Source organism: Pseudomonas sp. DrBHI1, assembly GCF_002205115.1.
GTDB classification, from domain to species: Bacteria; Pseudomonadota; Gammaproteobacteria; order Pseudomonadales; family Pseudomonadaceae; genus Aquipseudomonas; species Aquipseudomonas mosselii.
On record NZ_NIBE01000026.1, the window covers coordinates 17116 to 34396 of the forward strand.

Genomic DNA, 17281 nt, shown 5'->3' on the forward strand with positions numbered 1-17281 from the left:
GGCTTGCCCCGCGATCGGTTTTTACAGGCCGAGCTTGGTCATGCGGGCAGTGACGGCCGCCTGTATACCAGCCACATCCAACCCACATTCAGCCAGCATCTGCGCAGGCTTGGCATGTTCGACATAGATGTCCGGCAGGCCCAGGTGCAGCAGCGGCTTGACCACGCCCTCGCGGGCCAGGAACTCGCCGACGGCAGCGCCGGCGCCACCCATGATGGCGTTCTCCTCGATGGTCACCAGCAGCTCATGGCTGGCGGCCATCTCCAGTACCAGGGCCTCGTCCAGCGGTTTGACGAAACGCATGTCGACCACGGTGGCGTCGATCTGCTCGGCCACCTGCAGGGCCTCGGCCAGTTGCACGCCGAACACCAGCAGGGCGACCTTGCCGCCCTGGCGACGGACCACGCCCTTGCCGATCTCCAGCGGCTCGAGGTCGCCGCTGATCGGTGCATTCGGGCCGGTGCCGCGCGGGTAGCGCACGGCGGCCGGGCCCTTGTAGTGGTGGCCGGTGCTGAGCATCTTGCGCAGCTCGTTCTCGTCGCTGGGGGTCATCACCAGCATGCCGGGGATGCAGCGCAAGTAGGAGAGGTCGTAAGCGCCGGCGTGAGTCGGGCCGTCCTCGCCGACCAGGCCGGCGCGGTCGATGGCGAACAGCACATCGAGGTCCTGCACCGCCACATCGTGAATCAGTTGGTCGTAGGCGCGCTGCAGGAAGGTGGAGTAGATCGCCACCACCGGCTTGGCGCCTTCGCAGGCCATGCCTGCGGCAAAGGTCACCGCGTGCTGTTCGGCGATGGCGACGTCGAAGTAGCGCTCGGGGTAGCGTTCGCTGAAGTCGACCAGGTCCGAGCCTTCCTTCATCGCCGGGGTGATGCCCACCAGGCGGTTGTCGGCGGCGGCCATGTCGCACAGCCACTGGCCGAACACGGCGGAATACTTCGGCCCGCTGGCCTTCTTCGGCGCCACCGGCTTGTTGGCCGGCTCCAGCTTGGTGATCGCGTGGTAGCCGATCGGGTCGACCTCGGCCGGGGCGAAGCCCTTGCCCTTCTTGGTGACCACATGCAGGAATTGCGGACCCTTGAGGTCGCGCATGTTGCGCAGGGTGGCGATCAGGGTCGGCAGGTCGTGGCCGTCGATCGGGCCGATGTAGTTCCAGCCCAGTTCCTCGAACAGGGTGCCGGGCACCAGCATGCCCTTGGCGTACTCTTCGGTGCGGCGGGCGATCTCCCAGGCCCCGGGTAGGCGCGACAGCACTTTCTTGCTGCCTTCGCGCATGCTGGCATAGGTGCGGCTGGAGAGGATCTTGGCCAGGTAGTTGGACAGGCCGCCGACATTGCGCGAGATCGACATGTCGTTGTCGTTGAGGATGACCAGCATGTCGGCATCCACTTCCTGGGCGTGGTTCAGCGCCTCGAAGGCCATGCCGGCGGTCAGTGCGCCGTCGCCGATCACGGCGATCGACTTGCGTGGGTCGTTCTGCAGGCGGGCGGCGATGGCCATGCCCAGGGCGGCGCTGATCGAGGTGCTGGAATGACCGACGCCGAAGGTGTCGTATTCGCTCTCGCTGCGGCGCGGGAAGGCGGCGATGCCGTCCTTCTGGCGCAGGCTGAGCATGCGCTCACGGCGACCGGTGAGGATCTTGTGCGGGTAGGCCTGGTGGCCGACGTCCCACACCAGCCGGTCATCCGGTGTGTCGAAGACGTAGTGCAGGGCGATCGTCAGCTCGATGACGCCCAGGCCCGCGCCAAAATGCCCACCGGTCTGACCGACGGTGTAGAGCAGCTCCTGGCGCAGCTCGTCGGCCAGGGTCTCCAGGTCGGCTTCGGCCAGCCGGCGCAGGCCGGCGGGCGTATCGGCGCGGTCCAGCAATGGCGTGACCGGGCGTTCGCGGGGGATCTCTTGAAACGTCGTGGGCATCAGGCGTGTCGTTATAGGTGTGAAGACGCGGCAGTTTACCCCATTGTAGGAAAAGCTGCCCATTCGGACGGGTGTATGAGGGCCACCGGTGCGGCAGATATCCTGTAGCAGCGGCCTTGTGTCGCGATAGGGCCGCACAGCGGCCCCGGCAATTTCTGCATTGATGCTGAATCTGGGGCTGCTTTGCAGCCCTTTCGCGACACAAGGCCGCTCCTACAGGGGGATGTGTCAGGCCTTAGTGGCGGCGCTCGACAATATAGCGGGCGAGCGCTCGCAACGGCTCAGCGTTGTCGCCGAAACCTGCCAACGCGGCCAGCGCCTGGTCGCGCAGCTCCAGGGCATAGGCCTTGGCCGCTTCCAGCCCGAGCAGCGCCGGGTAGGTCGGCTTGTCGCGGGCGATGTCGGCGCCCTGGCGCTTGCCCAGGGTGGCGGTGTCGCTCTCCACGTCAAGAATGTCGTCCTGCACCTGGAACGCCAGGCCGATGGCCTGTGCATAAGTCTGCAGGGCATCAAGCTGGGCCTGATCGGCGCGGGCGCTGGCCAGGGCGCCAAGGCGAACGCTGGCTTCGATCAGCGCGCCGGTCTTGTGCCGGTGCATGTACTCCAGGGCTTGCTGGTCCAGCTTGACGCCCACCGAGCCGAGGTCGATGGCCTGGCCGCCGACCATGCCGGCGGGGCCGGCGGCTTTGGCCAGGGCCTGGACCATCTGCAGGCGGATGGCGTCGGCCTGCGGGCTCAGGCGAGGGTCGAGCAGGGCACTGAAGGCCAGGCTCTGCAGCCCGTCGCCGGCGAGGATCGCACAGGCTTCATCGAACGCCTTGTGGGTGGTGGGCTGGCCGCGACGCAGGTCGTCGTCGTCCATCGCCGGCAAGTCGTCATGCACCAGCGAGTAGGCGTGGATCAGTTCCACCGCGCAGGCCGCGCCGTTGGCATGCTCGGCAGGCACACCGAAGGCTTCGCAGGCGGCATAGGCCAGCAGCGGGCGCACGCGCTTGCCGCCGTTCATCACGCTGTAGCGCATGGCGGCATAGAGGCGTTCGAGTTCCTTCGACGGTGCCTGGAACAGCGGTTCGAGGGCGGCGTCGACCCGTGCCTGGGCGCTCTGCTGGTACTGGGCGATCATGCCTCGGGCTCCGCGTCGAACGGCTGGGCAGCCAGTTCGCCGTCACGCTCCAACAAGATCTGCACTTTCTGCTCGGCCTGGGCCAGGGCGCCCTGGCAATCGCGGGTCAGGGCGATGCCCTGCTCGAAGGCGGCCAGCGACTCTTCCAGCGACAGTTCGCCGTTCTCCAGGCGTTCGACCAGGGCTTGCAGGTCGGCGAGGGATTGTTCGAAATCGATGGAGGTTTTTTTGCGGGCCATGGCGACTGTCTCGGTGGCATTCAGAACGGCGCGACACTAGCAGAGCGGGGCAGGGGGAGCAAATTGCATGGGCCTATCGTTCGTCGCATTTTGTTGCACTTGTTCGGTGCGAGCCATCTTGCAATCGGCGATGCAATCGAATTGTGGGGGTGACGGCCCTCTGCCATAATCCGCGCGCTCTGGCCTGCGGGTCAGGGACCTTTCTTCCCGACGTCATGTAATGGACTACGTTGTGAGCTTCCTCTCGATCGAATTCGGCCTCTGTTTCACGCTGTTCTTCATTCTTTATTGGAGCCTGTGCTGGAGCGTGCGGTTGCAGAACCTGCTGCTGCTGACCGCCAGCTATGGCCTGGTGGCGAGCTTCAGCCTGCAGTCGTTGTACATCCTGCTGGGCTACAGCGCGCTGGTGTACCTGCTCGGCCTGCTGGCGGGGCGCTATCCCGGGCGCTGGTTCTGTCGCGTGCTGCTGCTGACCCTGGTGCTGGGCTGCTTCTACCTGTTCAAGTACCAGGAGTTCTTCGTCGGCGGCGCCCAGGGCGCCCTGGCGGCGGCCGGGTTCGAGGTGTCGCTGCCGCTGCTGGAAGTGCTGGTGCCGATCGGGCTGTCGTTCTATACCTTCCATTCGGTCAGCTACCTGGTGTCGATCAACCGCCGCGAACTGGCGCCGGCGGCGCCGCTGGACCTGGCCCTGTACCTGGCGTTCTTCCCCAGCCTGGTGGCCGGGCCGGTCAACCGTGCCCTGCACATGCTGCCGCAGGTCCGTCCGCCGGCCATGCGCCAGGTGCTGGAGCCGCAGCGGGCGCTGGGGTTGATCGCGATGGCGGTGGTCAAGCTGTTCTTCCTCAGCGCCTGGCTGGGCAGCGAGTGGGTCGACCCGGTGTTCGACACCCCGGGCAGCGCCAGCCCCGAACAGGTGCTGTTGAGCGTGTACGGCTACAGCTTGCTGATCTACTTCAACTTCAGCGGCTACACCAACCTGGTCACCGGTATCGCCCTGCTGCTGGGCTTTCGCCTGCCGGACAACTTCGACGCGCCGTACGCCGCGCACAACCTCAAGGAATTCTGGGGGCGCTGGCACATCAGCCTGTCGCGCTTCATCCGCGACTACGTGTACATCCCGCTGGGCGGCAATCGCAAGGGCGCATGGCGCGGCAACCTGAACATGCTGCTGGCGATGCTGGTGTCCGGCCTGTGGCACGGGGCGAGCGTGAACTTCATCATCTGGGGCGCGCTGCATGGTGTCGGCCTGGCCATTTCCAAGCTGTTCAGCCAGTGGTTTCCGGGCTTCGCACGGCTGCCGGGCTCCGGCCTGCTGGCGCGCCTGATGACCTTCCACTACGTGGCCTTCGCCTGGATCTTCTTCCGCAGTCCGACGCTGGATGGCGCGCTTGAGATGCTCGGCGACATCGGCCAGCTGAGCCTGGCGGGGCTGAACAGCGCCACCGGCCTGATGCTGTTGGCCTGCGTGCTGTTCGTGGCCAGTTATCCACAGTGGCTGGCGCTGTTGCGCCAGAGTGGCGCGCTGTTCCAGCGTCTGCCGTGGCAGCTGTACCCGATCCCGCTCGGGGTCGGCGTGTCGCTGGTGATTTTCGCTTCGCAGTCGGGCGTGCCGGGGTTCATCTATGCAAGCTTCTGATAGCAAACAGCTGTTCCAGGTGCAGATGGGCGCCGCCCGTGGCTTGTATGCGATCGTGGTCACCACCGCATTGCTGTTCTGGCTGAACCAGGACTCGATCAAGCTCTACTGCCAGCAGAAATACCACCAGAGCTGCGAGATACCGCTGCTAGGCCAGATGCCGGCCTGGCGCATGGGTGCGCAGTTGACGGCCATGCTGGAGGCGCAGCGCGAAGACCTGCTCGAGCAGTTGCTGCCCGCGGCGCAACTGGCCGAGGGGCCGGCGGTCGAGGTTCTGCCCGCACCGCAGCCGGTGGTCACGGTCGATCTGGAAACCCCGGCGGCCGTGGCCAAGCCGTTGCCACCGGTGTCGACGCCGGCGCATGTGCAGCCGACGCCTGCGCCGCTTCATGCGCCAGCCCCTGTCGTTGTCGCCCAGCCTGCGCCGCCCGCGCCTGCACCCGCACCCGCGTTGCTGCAGCCGGGTACCGTGGCCTCGCTGGCCGCTGGCGACGACGTGTTCCTGGTCGGTGACTCGCTGATGCAGGGCGTGGCGCCGCACCTGGCCAACAGCCTGCGCAAGCGCTACCAGATCCGCACCGTCAACCTCAGCAAGCAAAGCACCGGCCTTGCTTACCCCGGCTTCTTCAACTGGCCGAAGACCGTGGCCGACACCCTTGATCACGAACCGAACGTGCGCCTGATGGTGGTGTTCCTCGGCCCCAACGACCCGTGGGACATGCCCCAGGGCAAGGGCAAGCCGTTCCTGCGCTTCAAGTCGCCGGAGTGGGAGGTCGCCTACCGCGCCCGTATCGATTCGATCCTCGAGCAGGCCCGCGCGCACAACGTGCAGGTGATCTGGGTCGGGCCGCCGAACATGGAGAAGGCGCGATTGTCCACGGCCATGGGCTACCTCAGCGGGCTATACCAGGAGCAGACCGCGCTGTTCGGCCAGCACTATGTCTCGGCCAACCCGATCCTCGGCTACCCCGACGCCAACTTCTCGTATACGGTGCAGACACCGCAGGGCAAGCGGGTCAAGGTGCGGGTCGACGACGGCATTCATTTCACCATCACAGGCCAGAAGATGATCGCCGAACAGGTTCTGTCGCTGATCAGTTTTCCGGGCCTGACCGTTACAGGACATTGAGATGCGCCAATGGCATCACCTGCTGGGCCTGGCCCTGCTGATCAGCGCCGCGCCGGGTTGCAGCACCGGCGCCAACAGCGTGAGCGCCCAGCCCACGGCCCGGCCAGCCGCCGCGCCAGCCACCCGCCAGGACGGCAACCTGGCCTTGCTCGCCGGCAAGCTGCGCAATGCCGGCCGGGCGCCGGTCGCCATCGTCCAGCTGGGAGACTCGCATACCGCCGCCGACCTGTTCAGCGGCGAGCTGCGCAAGCTGTTGCAGGCGCGCTACGGCGACGGTGGCATCGGCCTGGTGCCGGCTTCGCCAGTGCCGGGGATCCGCAACGACCGGGTGATCATCAAGAGCGAGAAGCGCCAGTGGGAGCTGGTGTCGGCGCGCAACCAGCAGAGCTCGCGGTTTCCGTTGGGGGGCTACCTGTCGCTGCCGTTGGCCAATCGTGCCAGCGTGGTGCTGCAGGCGCGGGACGAGGATCGCCAGCGCTACAAGGTTTCGGCGCTGTACCAGTCGACCACCAGCGCCAGCCTCTTCGTCAATGGCGGCCAGCGCCGCGTGCTGCCGGCCAGCAATGGCCAGTGGCGCTTCAGTCCGGCCTACGCCAATGTCGGCCTGCCGGTGCAGTTGAGTGTCGAGGGCGGTCGGGGTGTCGCTTTGGGTGGCTGGTACATCCAGGGGCAGAAGCATGCCGGGGTGACCTACTCGGCGCTGGGCATCAACGGCGCGCGCCTGGACGTGGTGGACAAGTGGCAGCCGGGCTGGCGCGACAGCCTCAAGGCCGTGCGGCCTGACCTGGTGATCCTGGCTTACGGCACCAATGAAGCGTTCGACGACAAGCTCGACCTGGCGCTGTACCAGACGCAACTGGACGCGACCCTCACGGGCCTGCGCAAGGACCTGCCGCAGGCGGCGATCCTGCTGGTCGGTCCGCCAGACTCGATCAAGCAGCGCAAGGCGCGCAGCTGTGCGGCGCGCCAGCCGCAACCGCTGGCCTCGGTGATCCGTATCCAGAAGCAGATGGCGTACAAGCACAAGGCGCTGTTCTGGGATTGGCAAGGGTTCATGGGTGGGCCGTGCTCGATTGCCGGCTGGCAGGCAGGTGGGCTGGCGCGGCCGGATCTGGTGCACCTGACGGCTGATGGCTATCGCAAGAGTGCGGCGGGGTTGTACGAGTTTCTGAAGGGGCCGCTGGGGTTGCGTTGAGGCCTGGCCTCATCGCGGGGCAAGCCCGCTCCCACGCTGACCGGGGGCGGGCTTGCTCAGGTATCAGGCCGGCTCGGCCTGCAGCTCGACCATCGCCTCGCGATAGCGCGCCAGTTCCTCGATGGTCAGCACCGGCAGGTTGTACTGGCGGGCATACACCGCCACCTGCTCGCCGCGGGCCATGCTGCCGTCGGGGTTCATCAGTTCGCACAGCACCGCCGCCGGGCGCAGGCCGGCCAGGCGGGCCAGGTCCACCGAGCCTTCGGTGTGGCCGCGGCGGGTCAGTACGCCGCCATCACGAGCGCGCAACGGGAACACATGTCCTGGGCTGACGATATGACGTTCCTGCGCGGTCGAGCGCAGCGCGGCTTCGATGGTGGTGATGCGGTCCTGTGCCGACACGCCGGTGCTGACCCCTTCGGCGGCCTCGATGGTGACGGTGAAGCCGGTGCCATGGCGGGCCTGGTTGTTTTGCACCATCGGCGCCAGCTGCAGGGCGTCGACGGTGGCTTCGTCCAGGCACAGGCAGACGATGCCGCTGCAGTCGCGGATCATCATGGCCATGGTCTGCAGCGAAAGGTTCTCGGCGGCGGCGACGATATCGGCTTCGTCCTCGCGGTCGTCGTCGTCGAGCAGCAGCACGGGGCGCCCGGCCTGGAAGGCGGCGATGGCGGCACTGACGTTAGGGAATTGCTTGTGGTGCATGGTGGACATGAAACGCTCCTCGTGAATGATCGATGAACGTCTCGGGGCGAACAAAATGCGCGCGCAGGGGCGCCCGGACGGCCCCTGCCAAACGCCTTCTTTCATCCGGACTATGACCGTCGGCCCTGGAATTTCACCAGATCTGCTGACCCCCGGCATGGCCGGGGCGCTCGCGGGCTCATCTTTCGATTTACCGCCGGTGGGGACTTTCACCCCGCCCTGAAGACCGGCCAAGCATACAGCACTGTGCCAGCGGGCTGGCAAGCCCTACGACTTTAGTTGCTGCCAGTCCAGCCCGAAGCGCGCCAGGTACTTGCGCAGGCGGTCGGCGTCGTTGGGGTTGGCCTTCTCCTGGCGCGATACCGCGAACAGCTGACGCCCGGCTTCTGACAGGCTCGGTGCGCGGCGGCAGACGTCGATCACCGCCTGTAACTGCACCTGGTCGAACAGGTCGAGTGAGCGGTCGGCCAAAAGTGGCTCGCTGGCCGACTCCAGGCCCCATGCATAGCGCAGCCGGGCAATCTCTTCCTCGACCATTTCCTCATCGATACGCCCGCTGTCGGCCAGGGTCGCCATGCGCGTGATCGACGCCGATAGCTCGCGGAAGTTGCCGGCCCAGCGGGCCTCGCCGGCATGGGCGAAAGCCAGGTAGCGGCGCTTGGCCTCGAGGTTGAAACGCACCTGACGCCCTTGTTCGCGGGCATGGCGCTGCAGTTCGAAATCGAGGTTCGGCTCGATGTCCTCGCGGCGTTCGGCCAGGCCGGGGAGGGCGAAGGTCCACAGGTTGATGCGGGCGAACAGGTCCTCGCGGAACGAGCCGTCGGCGACCTTGGCGCGCAGGTCGCGGTGGGTGCCGGCGATCAGCTGGAAGTCGCTTTCCACTTCGCGGTCCGCGCCCAGCGGGAAGAAGCGTTTTTCCTCGATGGCCTTGAGCAGCATGGCCTGCTCATCAGCGCCCAGTTCACCGATCTCGTCGAGGAACAGCATGCCTCCGTCGGCGGCGCGCAGCAGGCCGTCGCGGGCGTTCTGGGCGCCGGTGAAGGCGCCCTTGGCGTGACCGAACAGGGTCGACATGGCACCGTCGCCGCGCAGGGTGGCGCAGTTCACTTCGATGAAGCGCCCGCCCAGCTGATGGCGCCCGCGCTTGAGCTCATGGACGCGGCGGGCCAGAAATGACTTCCCGGCGCCGGTCGGGCCGACTAGCAGCATGGGGGCCTTCGAGCGCAGGGCGACCCGTTCGATCTGTTCGATGGTGCGATTGAAATCCTGGTTGCGCGTGGCGATGCCGGACTTGAGCAGCGACTGCCCCTCGACCTGCTCGCGGCGAAAGCGCGAGGCGATCGGGTCGTAGCGCGACAGGTCGAGGTCGATCAGGGTGGCGATGCCGGCCGGGTCACTGTTTTCGTCCTGCTTGCGCGAGGGCGAGGTCTGCACCAGGCGCGCTGGCAGGTAGCGCGCCTCGGTGAGCAGGAACCAGCAGATCTGCGCGACGTGGGTACCGGTGGTGATGTGCACCAGATAGTCCTCGCGCTCGGTGTCGAAGGTATAGCCGCTGGCGAAGTCGTGCAGGGCGCCGTAGACCTCCTCGAAGTCCCACGGGTTGCGCAGCGCCAGCGGGTGCAGGCGCACTTCGGTGCCGGGCGAGACCTGCTGGATGTCGGCGCGAATCCGCTCGGCCAGGCCGAGGTCGCGGGCGCCGGGGCCGTGGATAAGTTCCAGGCGGTCCAGAGGCAGGTCGGCTTGCTGGCACAGGCCGATGGTTGGCCGCCAGCGGTTCCAGCGTGCGGCGCCCTTGCCGTTGCGGTCGAGGGTGGTACCGAGGAAGCCGATGGCGACGAGGGGCTTGCGCATCCTTGATTATCCTAAAAGATAAATTGCTATCCGATGATATACAAAAAAAGAATCTCCATGAGTGCTTGCAGTGGTGTGCAAATGAATAAGATAAAAATAACTCTATATAAAACAATAAGTTAAATAATCTTATCTATGCCAAATGAAAACCTGGCACGCCGCTCGCTATATCCCTCTCGACCGCATCGCCAGGCAGGCCCTCGGGAAAGGGGAACCCCCCGCCGGTGCACGTACCCACCTTCAGGTGTCGGTGTCGTGCATGCCGCCGCCGCAACGACCGGTCATTGCTGCGCTGGGCCCCTGGAAAGGCTGGCGCAGACGCTCGCCGGGCAAAGCCCCGGCACTACCCTCCTAAGGTAGCTGTAACCGCAACACCCGCCGGTGGGGCACAGGCAACGCAAGCAGGGCCAGGACGGCCCGTCACTGCGAAGGACGCCTGGCCCACCGCTGGCCCACCCGGCTCGCCGGCCGGGCTTGGCGCAACGAGGGTGGCCGCTGGAGCAACGCTCCCGGCCCCGGACTCCGCCAGGCTTCGCTCGCGACGCCCGCTGGGTTGGCGACCACCGGCAACCAAGGACATTGAACAAAGGATGAGCAAGATGAACATGTTGAAGCGCTTTGTAGTGAAGAAGAACGAACACGGCCTGTTGCTGAACGATGGCGATTTCGAGGCGATCCTCGAGCCGGGCCAGTACAAGCGTTTCGATTGGCAGGGGCGGCTGACGCTGAAGAACTGCCCCCAGGATTCCCCGCTGCACGACTATCCCCTCGAGCGCTATCTGCGCCAACATGAGCCGGCGTTGGTCGAGCAGTATTTCCTTACCCTGGACATGGCCGAAAACGAAGTGGGCCTGCGTTTCGAGGATGGTCAGTTGAAGGAACTGCTGGCAGCCGACAGCCGCCGCCTGCAATGGAAAGGCCCGACCCGGCAGAGCCTGACGCGGATCGACCTGGCCCAGGGGCGGCGCCTGGACGCCGAACTGCTGGCACGCCTGAACAAACCGGGAATCGCCGGCATGGACAACGTGCTGCTGGTGACGGTGCCGACCTTCAGTGTCGGTGTGCTGCGCATCGACGGTGTCGTGGTCGACCTGCTGCCGGCCGGGCAGCACGGCTTCTGGCGCTGTGGCGCCCAGGTGGTGGTGGACACGGTGGACACGCGTCGCCCGGTTTCGGACGTCAACGTCCGGGAGTTGCTCGCCCGTGGCATGGACCAGCACCTGGTGTGCATGGACCTGAGCGAGCATGAGGTCGGGCTGCGCTTCGAGGACGGCAAGCTGGTCGAAGTGCTGCCGCCGGACAGCCGCCGTGCCTACTGGAAAGACCAGGCCAGGCACGAGCTGCAACGTATCGACCTGACCCACGGCCAGTGCCTGGACGCCGAGTTGGTGACCCGCCTGAATCGTCCTGGAATCGCCGGCATGGACCATGTACTGCTGGCGCTGGTGCCGGCTTTTCATGTCGGCGTGCTGAAGATTGACGGCGTGGTGGCCGGTTTGCTCGAGCCCGGGCAGCATGGCTACTGGCGCTGCGGCAGCCAGGTAGCGGTGGAGATGGTCGACACCCGCCTGCAGGCGCTGGAGGTGAGCGGCCAGGAGATCCTCACCCGCGACAAGGTCAACCTGCGCCTGAGCCTGGTGGCCAACTGGCGTTATACCGACGTGCTCGGTGCCCATGGGCAGATGAGCAAGCCAGTTGAGCACCTGTACCGCGAGCTGCAGTTCGGCCTGCGTGCGGCGGTGGGTACCCGCACCCTCGATGAGCTGTTGGAGAACAAACAACTGATCGACGACAGCGTTACCGAGCACCTGCAGGCGCAGTTGCCGGGCAGTGGCCTGGAGGTGGGCAGCCTCGGGCTGCGCGACATCATCCTGCCGGGCGAAATGAAGACCCTGCTGGCGCAGGTGGTGGAGGCGGAAAAGGCCGCCCAGGCCAACGTGATCCGGCGCCGTGAGGAAACCCAGGCGACCCGTTCGCTGCTCAACACCGCCAAGGTGATGGAAGGCAACCCGACGGCCCTGCGCCTGAAGGAGCTGGAAACCCTGGAGCGGGTGGCCGAGCGCATCGACCGGATTTCGGTGTTCGGTGGTCTGGATCAGGTATTGAATGGAATGGTCAGCCTCAAGGCGGGTTGACCCTTTGCGACACGACGTAGCGCAACAAGGAACAAGGCAATGAACATACTCGAAGTGGCGGGCGGCAAGCCGATCAAACTGTGGACCGACGGCGTGCCGGTCGAGGACGACGCCCGCAAGCAACTGATGAACACGGCGAAGATGCCGTTCATCTTCAAGCACCTGGCGGTGATGCCGGATGTGCACCTGGGCAAGGGCTCGACCATCGGCAGCGTGATCCCCACCGTGGGCGCGATCATTCCGGCGGCGGTGGGCGTGGACATCGGCTGCGGCATGATCGCCGCACGCACCTCGCTGCACGCCCGCGACCTGCCGGACAACCTGCACGGCCTGCGCACGGCCATCGAAAAAGCCGTGCCCCATGGCAAGACCTTCGGTCGTCGTGACCAAGGCGCCTGGGACAATGTGCCGAACCAGGCCGACCAGGTATGGAGCGGCCTGGCCGGGCGCTTCAAGGCGATCACCGACAAGCACCCGCGGCTGGAGAAGACCAACAACCGCCAGCACCTGGGGACACTGGGGGGCGGCAACCACTTCATCGAAGTCTGCCTGGACGAGGCCGACCGGGTCTGGTTCATGCTGCACAGCGGCTCGCGTGGTGTCGGTAACGCCATCGGCAACCTGTTCATCGAACTGGCCCAGGCCGACATGCGCCAGCACATGGTCAACCTGCCGGACCGGGACCTGGCGTATTTCGAGGAAGGCAGCCGGCACTTCGCCGACTATGTCGAGGCGGTCGAGTGGGCGCAGGATTTCGCCCGGCACAACCGCGAGCTGATGATGCAGGCGGTGGTTGCCGCCACCCGAAAGGTGCTGGGCAAACCGTTCGAGGCCAGCCTCGAGGCGGTCAACTGCCACCATAACTATGTGCAGAAGGAGCAGCACTTCGGCCGCGAGGTGCTGGTGACCCGCAAGGGCGCGGTGTCGGCGCAGAAGGGCCAGCTGGGCATTATCCCCGGCTCCATGGGAGCCAAGAGCTTCATCGTCCGTGGTCTGGGCAACGAGGAGGCGTTCTGTTCGTGCAGCCACGGGGCGGGCCGGGTGATGAGCCGTACCAAGGCCAAGAGCCGCTTCACCGTCGAGGACCAGCAGCGTGCCACCGCCCATGTGGAGTGCCGCAAGGACAAGGATGTGATCGACGAGATCCCGATGGCCTACAAGGACATCGATGCGGTGATGCAGGCCCAGCGGGAGTTGGTCGAAGTGGTGCATACCCTGCGTCAGGTGGTGTGCGTGAAAGGTTGAAATGGGCGCCCTATGGCGCCCTGTACAAGGAACGAAGACATGTATCAGGACGACCCCCACCCATTGCCCGAGGCCATGCATGCCCGGGTGCTCGATGAATTGCAACGTATCGAGCGCGAGCACGAGGTGAATGTGCTCTATGCCTGCGAGTCCGGCAGCCGTGCCTGGGGCTTCGCTTCGCCGGACAGCGATTATGATGTGCGCTTTGTCTACGTGCCGCGCAACGACTGGTACTTGCGGGTGGACGAGCCTCGCGATGTGATCGAGCGGCCGCTCTGCGACGAACTGGACATCAGCGGTTGGGAGCTGCGCAAGGCCCTGCGCCTGATGCGCGGCGCCAACCCGAGCTTGCTCGAGTGGCTGGGCTCGCCGCTGGTGTACCGCGCCGACGCCGAAGCTACCGGGCGTTTGCGCGAGCTGGGCGAGGCTTTCTACTCGCCGCGCGCCGTGCGCCACCACTACCTGTCGATGGCACGCAAGAACCTGCGCGGCTACCTGATGGGCGAGACGGTGCGTTTCAAGAAGTACCTGTATGTGCTGCGACCGTTGCTGGCGGTGCGCTGGATCGACCAGGGACTGGGCATGCCGCCGACGGCGTTCGCCGCGTTGATGGCGCGTACCGTCGATGACCCGCGACTGCAGGCGGCGATCGACGCGCTGCTGGTTGTGAAGCGCCGCAGCGGCGAGGCCGAGCACGGACCGCGGGATGAGGTATTGCATGGGTTCATCGAGGCCGAGCTGGCGCGGGCAGGAGAGGCGCGGGAAGTACCGGTGACGAGGGGGGACACCGGGTTGCTGGATGATTTTCTGCGGGACACCGTGCGCCAGGCTGGATGACGGCTCACTGAGCCGACTTGGACATCCTGTCCATCACGAACCACAGCGAGGCCGGCAGCATTGGCCCGTGGTCCAGGCCGTCGAATGGCTGGAAAGTCGCTGACAATCCCTTCACTCCGGCCAGACTGGCCACCAGCGTCCGGGCAGGTCGTTGCACATCGCCCTGCAGCGGCCCTCGGGGGTTGGCCGGTTCCCGCGTGCCGCGCATCAGCAGCAGGCTAGGCTGGTGGCTGCCCAGCCGCTCCTGCAACCCTTGCATCTCGGCCACGATGGCGCCGTCGTTCCACCATAACGATGGGCTGGCCGCCGCATAGTCGCTGAACAGCCGCGGGCGGGTGAACAGTGTGTGCAGCGTCAACAGCCCGCCATAGGAGTGGCCCCAAAGTGTCTGTCGTTGCGGGTCGACGGGCGCCACAGCGGCGACCATCGGACGCATGCGTTGCTCCAGCAGATCGAGGAATTCATCGGCGCCACCGCTGGCCTGGCCGGTCAGGGGATCGCGTTGCTCGGCCAGCCCGGGCACCACGGGGGTGTAGTCGTAGGTACGGGCGGCACGCTCGATGCGTTGGTCAGTCTGGTAACCGATGGCGACCAGCAGCGGTGCCTGGCCGCCGGCCAGCGCCTGCAGTTGCTCTGGCTCAAGGGCGCTGATGGCGGCGTTGCCGTCGAGCATCCATAGCACCGGGTAACCGCTGGCGGGGGCCGGGCGCCGGGGCTGGCCGATCCACAGGCGGTAATGGCGCTGGCCGTCGCGCGAATCCAGGTCGAGGTGGCTGAAGCGATAGGCCAGGTCCTGGCGCTGCAGCAGGGTCGTGTCCATCTTCTGCTCGGGTTGCGGCTGGGCCAGGGCCGAACCGCTCAGCACCAGTGCCAGGACAAGGGTAAGGATCTTCATCGGGCGTTCTCGTGAGGTCATCCATTGACAGGCCGCCGCGGCATCGTCGGATGCAACGGCGGCACGTGTTCAGAAGGAGGCGGTCAGGCTGGTGTAGAAGGTGCGCCCGGGTTCGTTGTAGGTGGCCGCGCCCGCGCCCTCGATACCGTTCACCGCCTGGGCGTTGCCGGCCCGGTACAGGCGTTTGTCGAACAGGTTGTCGATGCCGGCGGTCACGCTCAGGTTTTTAGTGAGCGCATAGGTGCCGCTGGCGCCGACCAGGGCGTAAGGGGCCACCTGGTCGTTGGCGGTGCCGGTGACCCGCTTGCCCTGGTAGTCGTACTTCTTCGGTGTCTGCTTGCCGTACCAGGCCACGCTCAGCTGCAGCGACAGTTCATCGGCGGCTTGCCAGTCGAGCATCGAATTGAGGGTGTAGGCCGGGGTCACCGACAGGGTCTCGCCAGTGGTCTTGTTCTTCGACTGCAGCATGTAGGTGAAGTTGTTGCTCCACTTCAGCTGTTCGCTCAGCGGGATGGTCAGGGTACCCTCGAGGCCCTCGACCAACGCCTTGGGGATGTTCTCCCACTGGTAGAGGGTGGCGTTGGCGTTGGCGCCGACGCCGCCGGATGCCTGTCCGATGCCGCTCAGGCCAGAGTCGATCTTGTTCTTGTAGTCGTTGCGAAAGTACGTCAGGCCGGCGACCCAGCCGTTGTCCTGGAACTCGATGCCCAGTTCCTTGTTGACGCTGGTCTCGGCTTCCAGGTGCGCGTTGCCCTGCAGGTAGCAGCTGGTGCTCTGCCCGTAGCAGCCCTGGCCACGGCTGTAGAGCAGGTAGTCGGGGTTGAGCTGGTACAGGTTCGGCGCCTTGTAGGCGCGGGCGATGCCGGCCTTGAGCGTCAGGGTGTCGCTCAGCGCGTGGGACAGATTGAGCGACGGGCTCCAGTTGTCGCCGACGATGCTGTGGTGATCGAAGCGCAGCGCCGGAGTGAGCATGGTGCCGGGCAGCAGTTCGATGTTGTCCTCGGCGAACAGCGAGAAGATCTGCGCCTGGCTGCTGGTGCTGCGGCCGCTGCTGGCCAGGCCGGGCACGCTGCCGCCTTCGCTGGTGGTCTGGGTGTTGGCGCTGGGGTCGTCCAGTTTCTGCTGGCTCCACTCGCTGCCCAGGGTCAGGGTCTGGTCGCGCCAGGCGTGCAGTGGCAGGTTGAGCTCACCGTGGGCGGTCAGGTCGCGCAGCGTCGATGTGTAGAAGTCGGTGTTGCTGAAGATGCCTTCGGTGCCGCCGGCCAGGCCTTCGTTGATGCGCTGGTTGCGGGTCTTCTCGTATTGCAGGAAGGCCATGCTGCTGCCGAAGTCCCAATCGCCACGGTGGGTGATGGCGAAGTTCTCGCGGTAAAGAATGTTGGTCTCCTTGCCAAGCATGCTTTTGACGTTGGCGTTGGAGTTGGTGTTCTGCGTATCGCCCGCGTACAGGTTGCCCTGGCGGCTGAAGCCGGCTTCGAGCTCCAGGGTCTGCTCCGGCGTCAGGCGCCAGCTCAGCAGGCCGTTGAGGTCCTTGTTGCGCACGCCTTCGCGGCCGGCGGGCAAGGTCCCGGCCTGTGTGCCGGTGCGCGCTGACTGGTGGCCGGCGTTGATGTCCCAGTCGTCCGCGTCGGTCTTGGCCACGTTGCCGTAGACGCGGTAGCTCAGGGTGTCGGTCAGTGGGCCGTTGAGGCCGAAGCTCACGCGTTTGGTGGCGCCTTCGTCACCGTGCTGCGGGAAGTTCTGGTACACGGTCATGTTGCCGTGGGTTTCGCCCGTCGGTTGCTTGGTGATGATGTTGATCACCCCGCCCATGGCGCCGGAGCCGTAGCGTGCCGCCGCCGGGCCGCGGATCACCTCGATGCGCTCGACCTGGTCGGCCGGCACCCAGTTGGTGTCGCCGCGCGAGTCGCGTTCGCCGCGCCAGCCGTATCGCACCGAGCTGCGGCTGCTGACCGGCTTGCCGTCGACCAGGATCAGGGTGTTCTCCGGCCCCATGCCGCGGATATCGATCTGCCGGTTGTTGCCGCGCTGGCCGCTGGTGGAGTTGCCGGTCAGGTTGACCCCCGGCATGGTGCGGATGATCTGCGACAGGTCGTTGGCCGGTGGGCGTTTCTGGATGTCCTCGGCGGTGATGACCGACACACCCGGCGCCTGCTTGGTCTCCTCCAGGGCGGTGGCCACTACGTTCTGGCTTTCCAGCACGATCGGTTCTGGCTGGTTGGCGGCCTGCACGGCGCTGCTCAGCAGGCAGCTGGACAGCAGCAGGAAGGGGGCGAGAGGAAGCGGGCGGGGCGACATGTGTGATCTCCGGCACGGCGGGCTGAATTCAAGAAATCACAGATGCTAATAAATCGTATTTGAGAGTAAAGCGCAT

At 66.0% G+C, this 17281-nt stretch carries 12 protein-coding genes, 1 pseudogene and 1 riboswitch; of the genes and pseudogenes, 6 read left to right on the top strand and 7 right to left on the bottom strand.

Annotated elements, in window-relative coordinates:
* Positions 1-21: 21 nt before the first annotated feature.
* The 3 genes from dxs to CC207_RS04085 form a co-directional block, all read right to left on the bottom strand.
* Positions 22-1917, bottom strand: a complete 1896-nt coding sequence (gene dxs, locus CC207_RS04075; RefSeq protein ID WP_069016308.1) for a 1-deoxy-D-xylulose-5-phosphate synthase — start codon at positions 1915-1917, stop codon at positions 22-24.
* A gap of 235 nt (positions 1918-2152) precedes the next feature.
* Positions 2153-3040, bottom strand: a complete 888-nt coding sequence (gene ispA / locus CC207_RS04080; protein ID WP_028690286.1) for a (2E,6E)-farnesyl diphosphate synthase — start codon at positions 3038-3040, stop codon at positions 2153-2155.
* Complete coding sequence (locus tag CC207_RS04085) at positions 3037-3279, bottom strand: exodeoxyribonuclease VII small subunit (protein WP_028690287.1); 243 nt, start codon at positions 3277-3279, stop codon at positions 3037-3039. The genes ispA and CC207_RS04085 overlap by 4 nt, the downstream gene beginning before the upstream one ends.
* 232 nt (positions 3280-3511) lie before the next feature.
* Between CC207_RS04085 and CC207_RS04090 the strand changes: the two genes are divergently transcribed.
* From CC207_RS04090 to CC207_RS04100, 3 genes are read left to right on the top strand one after another with little or no spacing between them, the layout of a single operon-like run.
* Positions 3512-4915, top strand: a complete 1404-nt coding sequence (locus CC207_RS04090; RefSeq protein ID WP_028690288.1) for an MBOAT family protein — start codon at positions 3512-3514, stop codon at positions 4913-4915.
* Entirely contained in the window at positions 4902-6044 is a 1143-nt protein-coding gene (locus CC207_RS04095; protein WP_236179984.1) for a DUF459 domain-containing protein, read from the top strand. Before CC207_RS04090 ends, CC207_RS04095 begins: the two co-directional genes overlap by 14 nt.
* A gap of 1 nt (position 6045) precedes the next feature.
* Positions 6046-7239 (top strand): SGNH/GDSL hydrolase family protein, encoded by a 1194-nt coding sequence (locus tag CC207_RS04100; RefSeq protein WP_088851631.1) that lies wholly within the window; start codon positions 6046-6048, stop codon positions 7237-7239.
* A 63-nt stretch (positions 7240-7302) separates the two neighbouring features.
* On the opposite strand, the gene ribB is transcribed toward CC207_RS04100, so the two are convergent.
* Together ribB and rtcR are read right to left on the bottom strand one after the other, a co-directional pair.
* Positions 7303-7953, bottom strand: coding sequence for a 3,4-dihydroxy-2-butanone-4-phosphate synthase (gene ribB / locus CC207_RS04105; protein WP_088851632.1), 651 nt, complete (start codon positions 7951-7953; stop codon positions 7303-7305).
* 80 nt (positions 7954-8033) lie between these two features.
* Positions 8034-8175: riboswitch (FMN riboswitch) on the bottom strand.
* A 36-nt stretch (positions 8176-8211) separates the two neighbouring features.
* Entirely contained in the window at positions 8212-9795 is a 1584-nt protein-coding gene (gene rtcR, locus CC207_RS04110; RefSeq protein ID WP_088851633.1) for an RNA repair transcriptional activator RtcR, read from the bottom strand.
* Between the two features lie 1226 nt (positions 9796-11021).
* On the opposite strand from rtcR, the pseudogene CC207_RS28230 reads away from it, so the two are divergent.
* From CC207_RS28230 to CC207_RS04125, 3 genes and pseudogenes are all read left to right on the top strand, one after another.
* Positions 11022-11930: pseudogene (locus CC207_RS28230) on the top strand (slipin family protein); the annotation flags it as partial.
* Positions 11931-11969: 39 nt separating this feature from the next.
* Complete coding sequence (locus CC207_RS04120; RefSeq protein WP_028690293.1) at positions 11970-13175, top strand: RtcB family protein; 1206 nt, start codon at positions 11970-11972, stop codon at positions 13173-13175.
* A gap of 39 nt (positions 13176-13214) precedes the next feature.
* Positions 13215-14012: a nucleotidyltransferase domain-containing protein gene (locus CC207_RS04125; RefSeq protein ID WP_028690294.1), complete on the top strand. Its 798-nt coding sequence runs from the start codon at positions 13215-13217 to the stop codon at positions 14010-14012.
* Positions 14013-14016: 4 nt separating this feature from the next.
* Here CC207_RS04125 and CC207_RS04130 read toward each other — a convergent pair whose 3' ends face one another.
* The gene (locus CC207_RS04130) at positions 14017-14907 is read right to left on the bottom strand and encodes an alpha/beta hydrolase (protein ID WP_088851634.1); all 891 of its coding nucleotides are present in this window, start codon (positions 14905-14907) and stop codon (positions 14017-14019) included.
* 69 nt (positions 14908-14976) lie between these two features.
* Positions 14977-17205: a TonB-dependent siderophore receptor gene (locus CC207_RS04135; RefSeq protein WP_088851635.1), complete on the bottom strand. Its 2229-nt coding sequence runs from the start codon at positions 17203-17205 to the stop codon at positions 14977-14979.
* Positions 17206-17281 lie beyond the last annotated feature (76 nt).

Bases quoted from the DNA above. Each gene is read 5' to 3' on its own strand.
- dxs (WP_069016308.1), bottom strand. From the start codon at position 1,917: ATGCCCACGACGTTTCAAGAGATCCCCCGCGAACGCCCGGTCACGCCA.
- ispA (WP_028690286.1), bottom strand. From the start codon at position 3,040: ATGATCGCCCAGTACCAGCAGAGCGCCCAGGCACGGGTCGACGCCGCC.
- CC207_RS04085 (WP_028690287.1), bottom strand. From the start codon at position 3,279: ATGGCCCGCAAAAAAACCTCCATCGATTTCGAACAATCCCTCGCCGAC.
- CC207_RS04095 (WP_236179984.1), top strand. From the start codon at position 4,902: ATGCAAGCTTCTGATAGCAAACAGCTGTTCCAGGTGCAGATGGGCGCC.
- CC207_RS04100 (WP_088851631.1), top strand. From the start codon at position 6,046: ATGCGCCAATGGCATCACCTGCTGGGCCTGGCCCTGCTGATCAGCGCC.
- ribB (WP_088851632.1), bottom strand. From the start codon at position 7,953: ATGTCCACCATGCACCACAAGCAATTCCCTAACGTCAGTGCCGCCATC.
- rtcR (WP_088851633.1), bottom strand. From the start codon at position 9,795: ATGCGCAAGCCCCTCGTCGCCATCGGCTTCCTCGGTACCACCCTCGAC.
- CC207_RS04120 (WP_028690293.1), top strand. From the start codon at position 11,970: ATGAACATACTCGAAGTGGCGGGCGGCAAGCCGATCAAACTGTGGACC.
- CC207_RS04125 (WP_028690294.1), top strand. From the start codon at position 13,215: ATGTATCAGGACGACCCCCACCCATTGCCCGAGGCCATGCATGCCCGG.
- CC207_RS04130 (WP_088851634.1), bottom strand. From the start codon at position 14,907: ATGAAGATCCTTACCCTTGTCCTGGCACTGGTGCTGAGCGGTTCGGCC.
- CC207_RS04135 (WP_088851635.1), bottom strand. From the start codon at position 17,205: ATGTCGCCCCGCCCGCTTCCTCTCGCCCCCTTCCTGCTGCTGTCCAGC.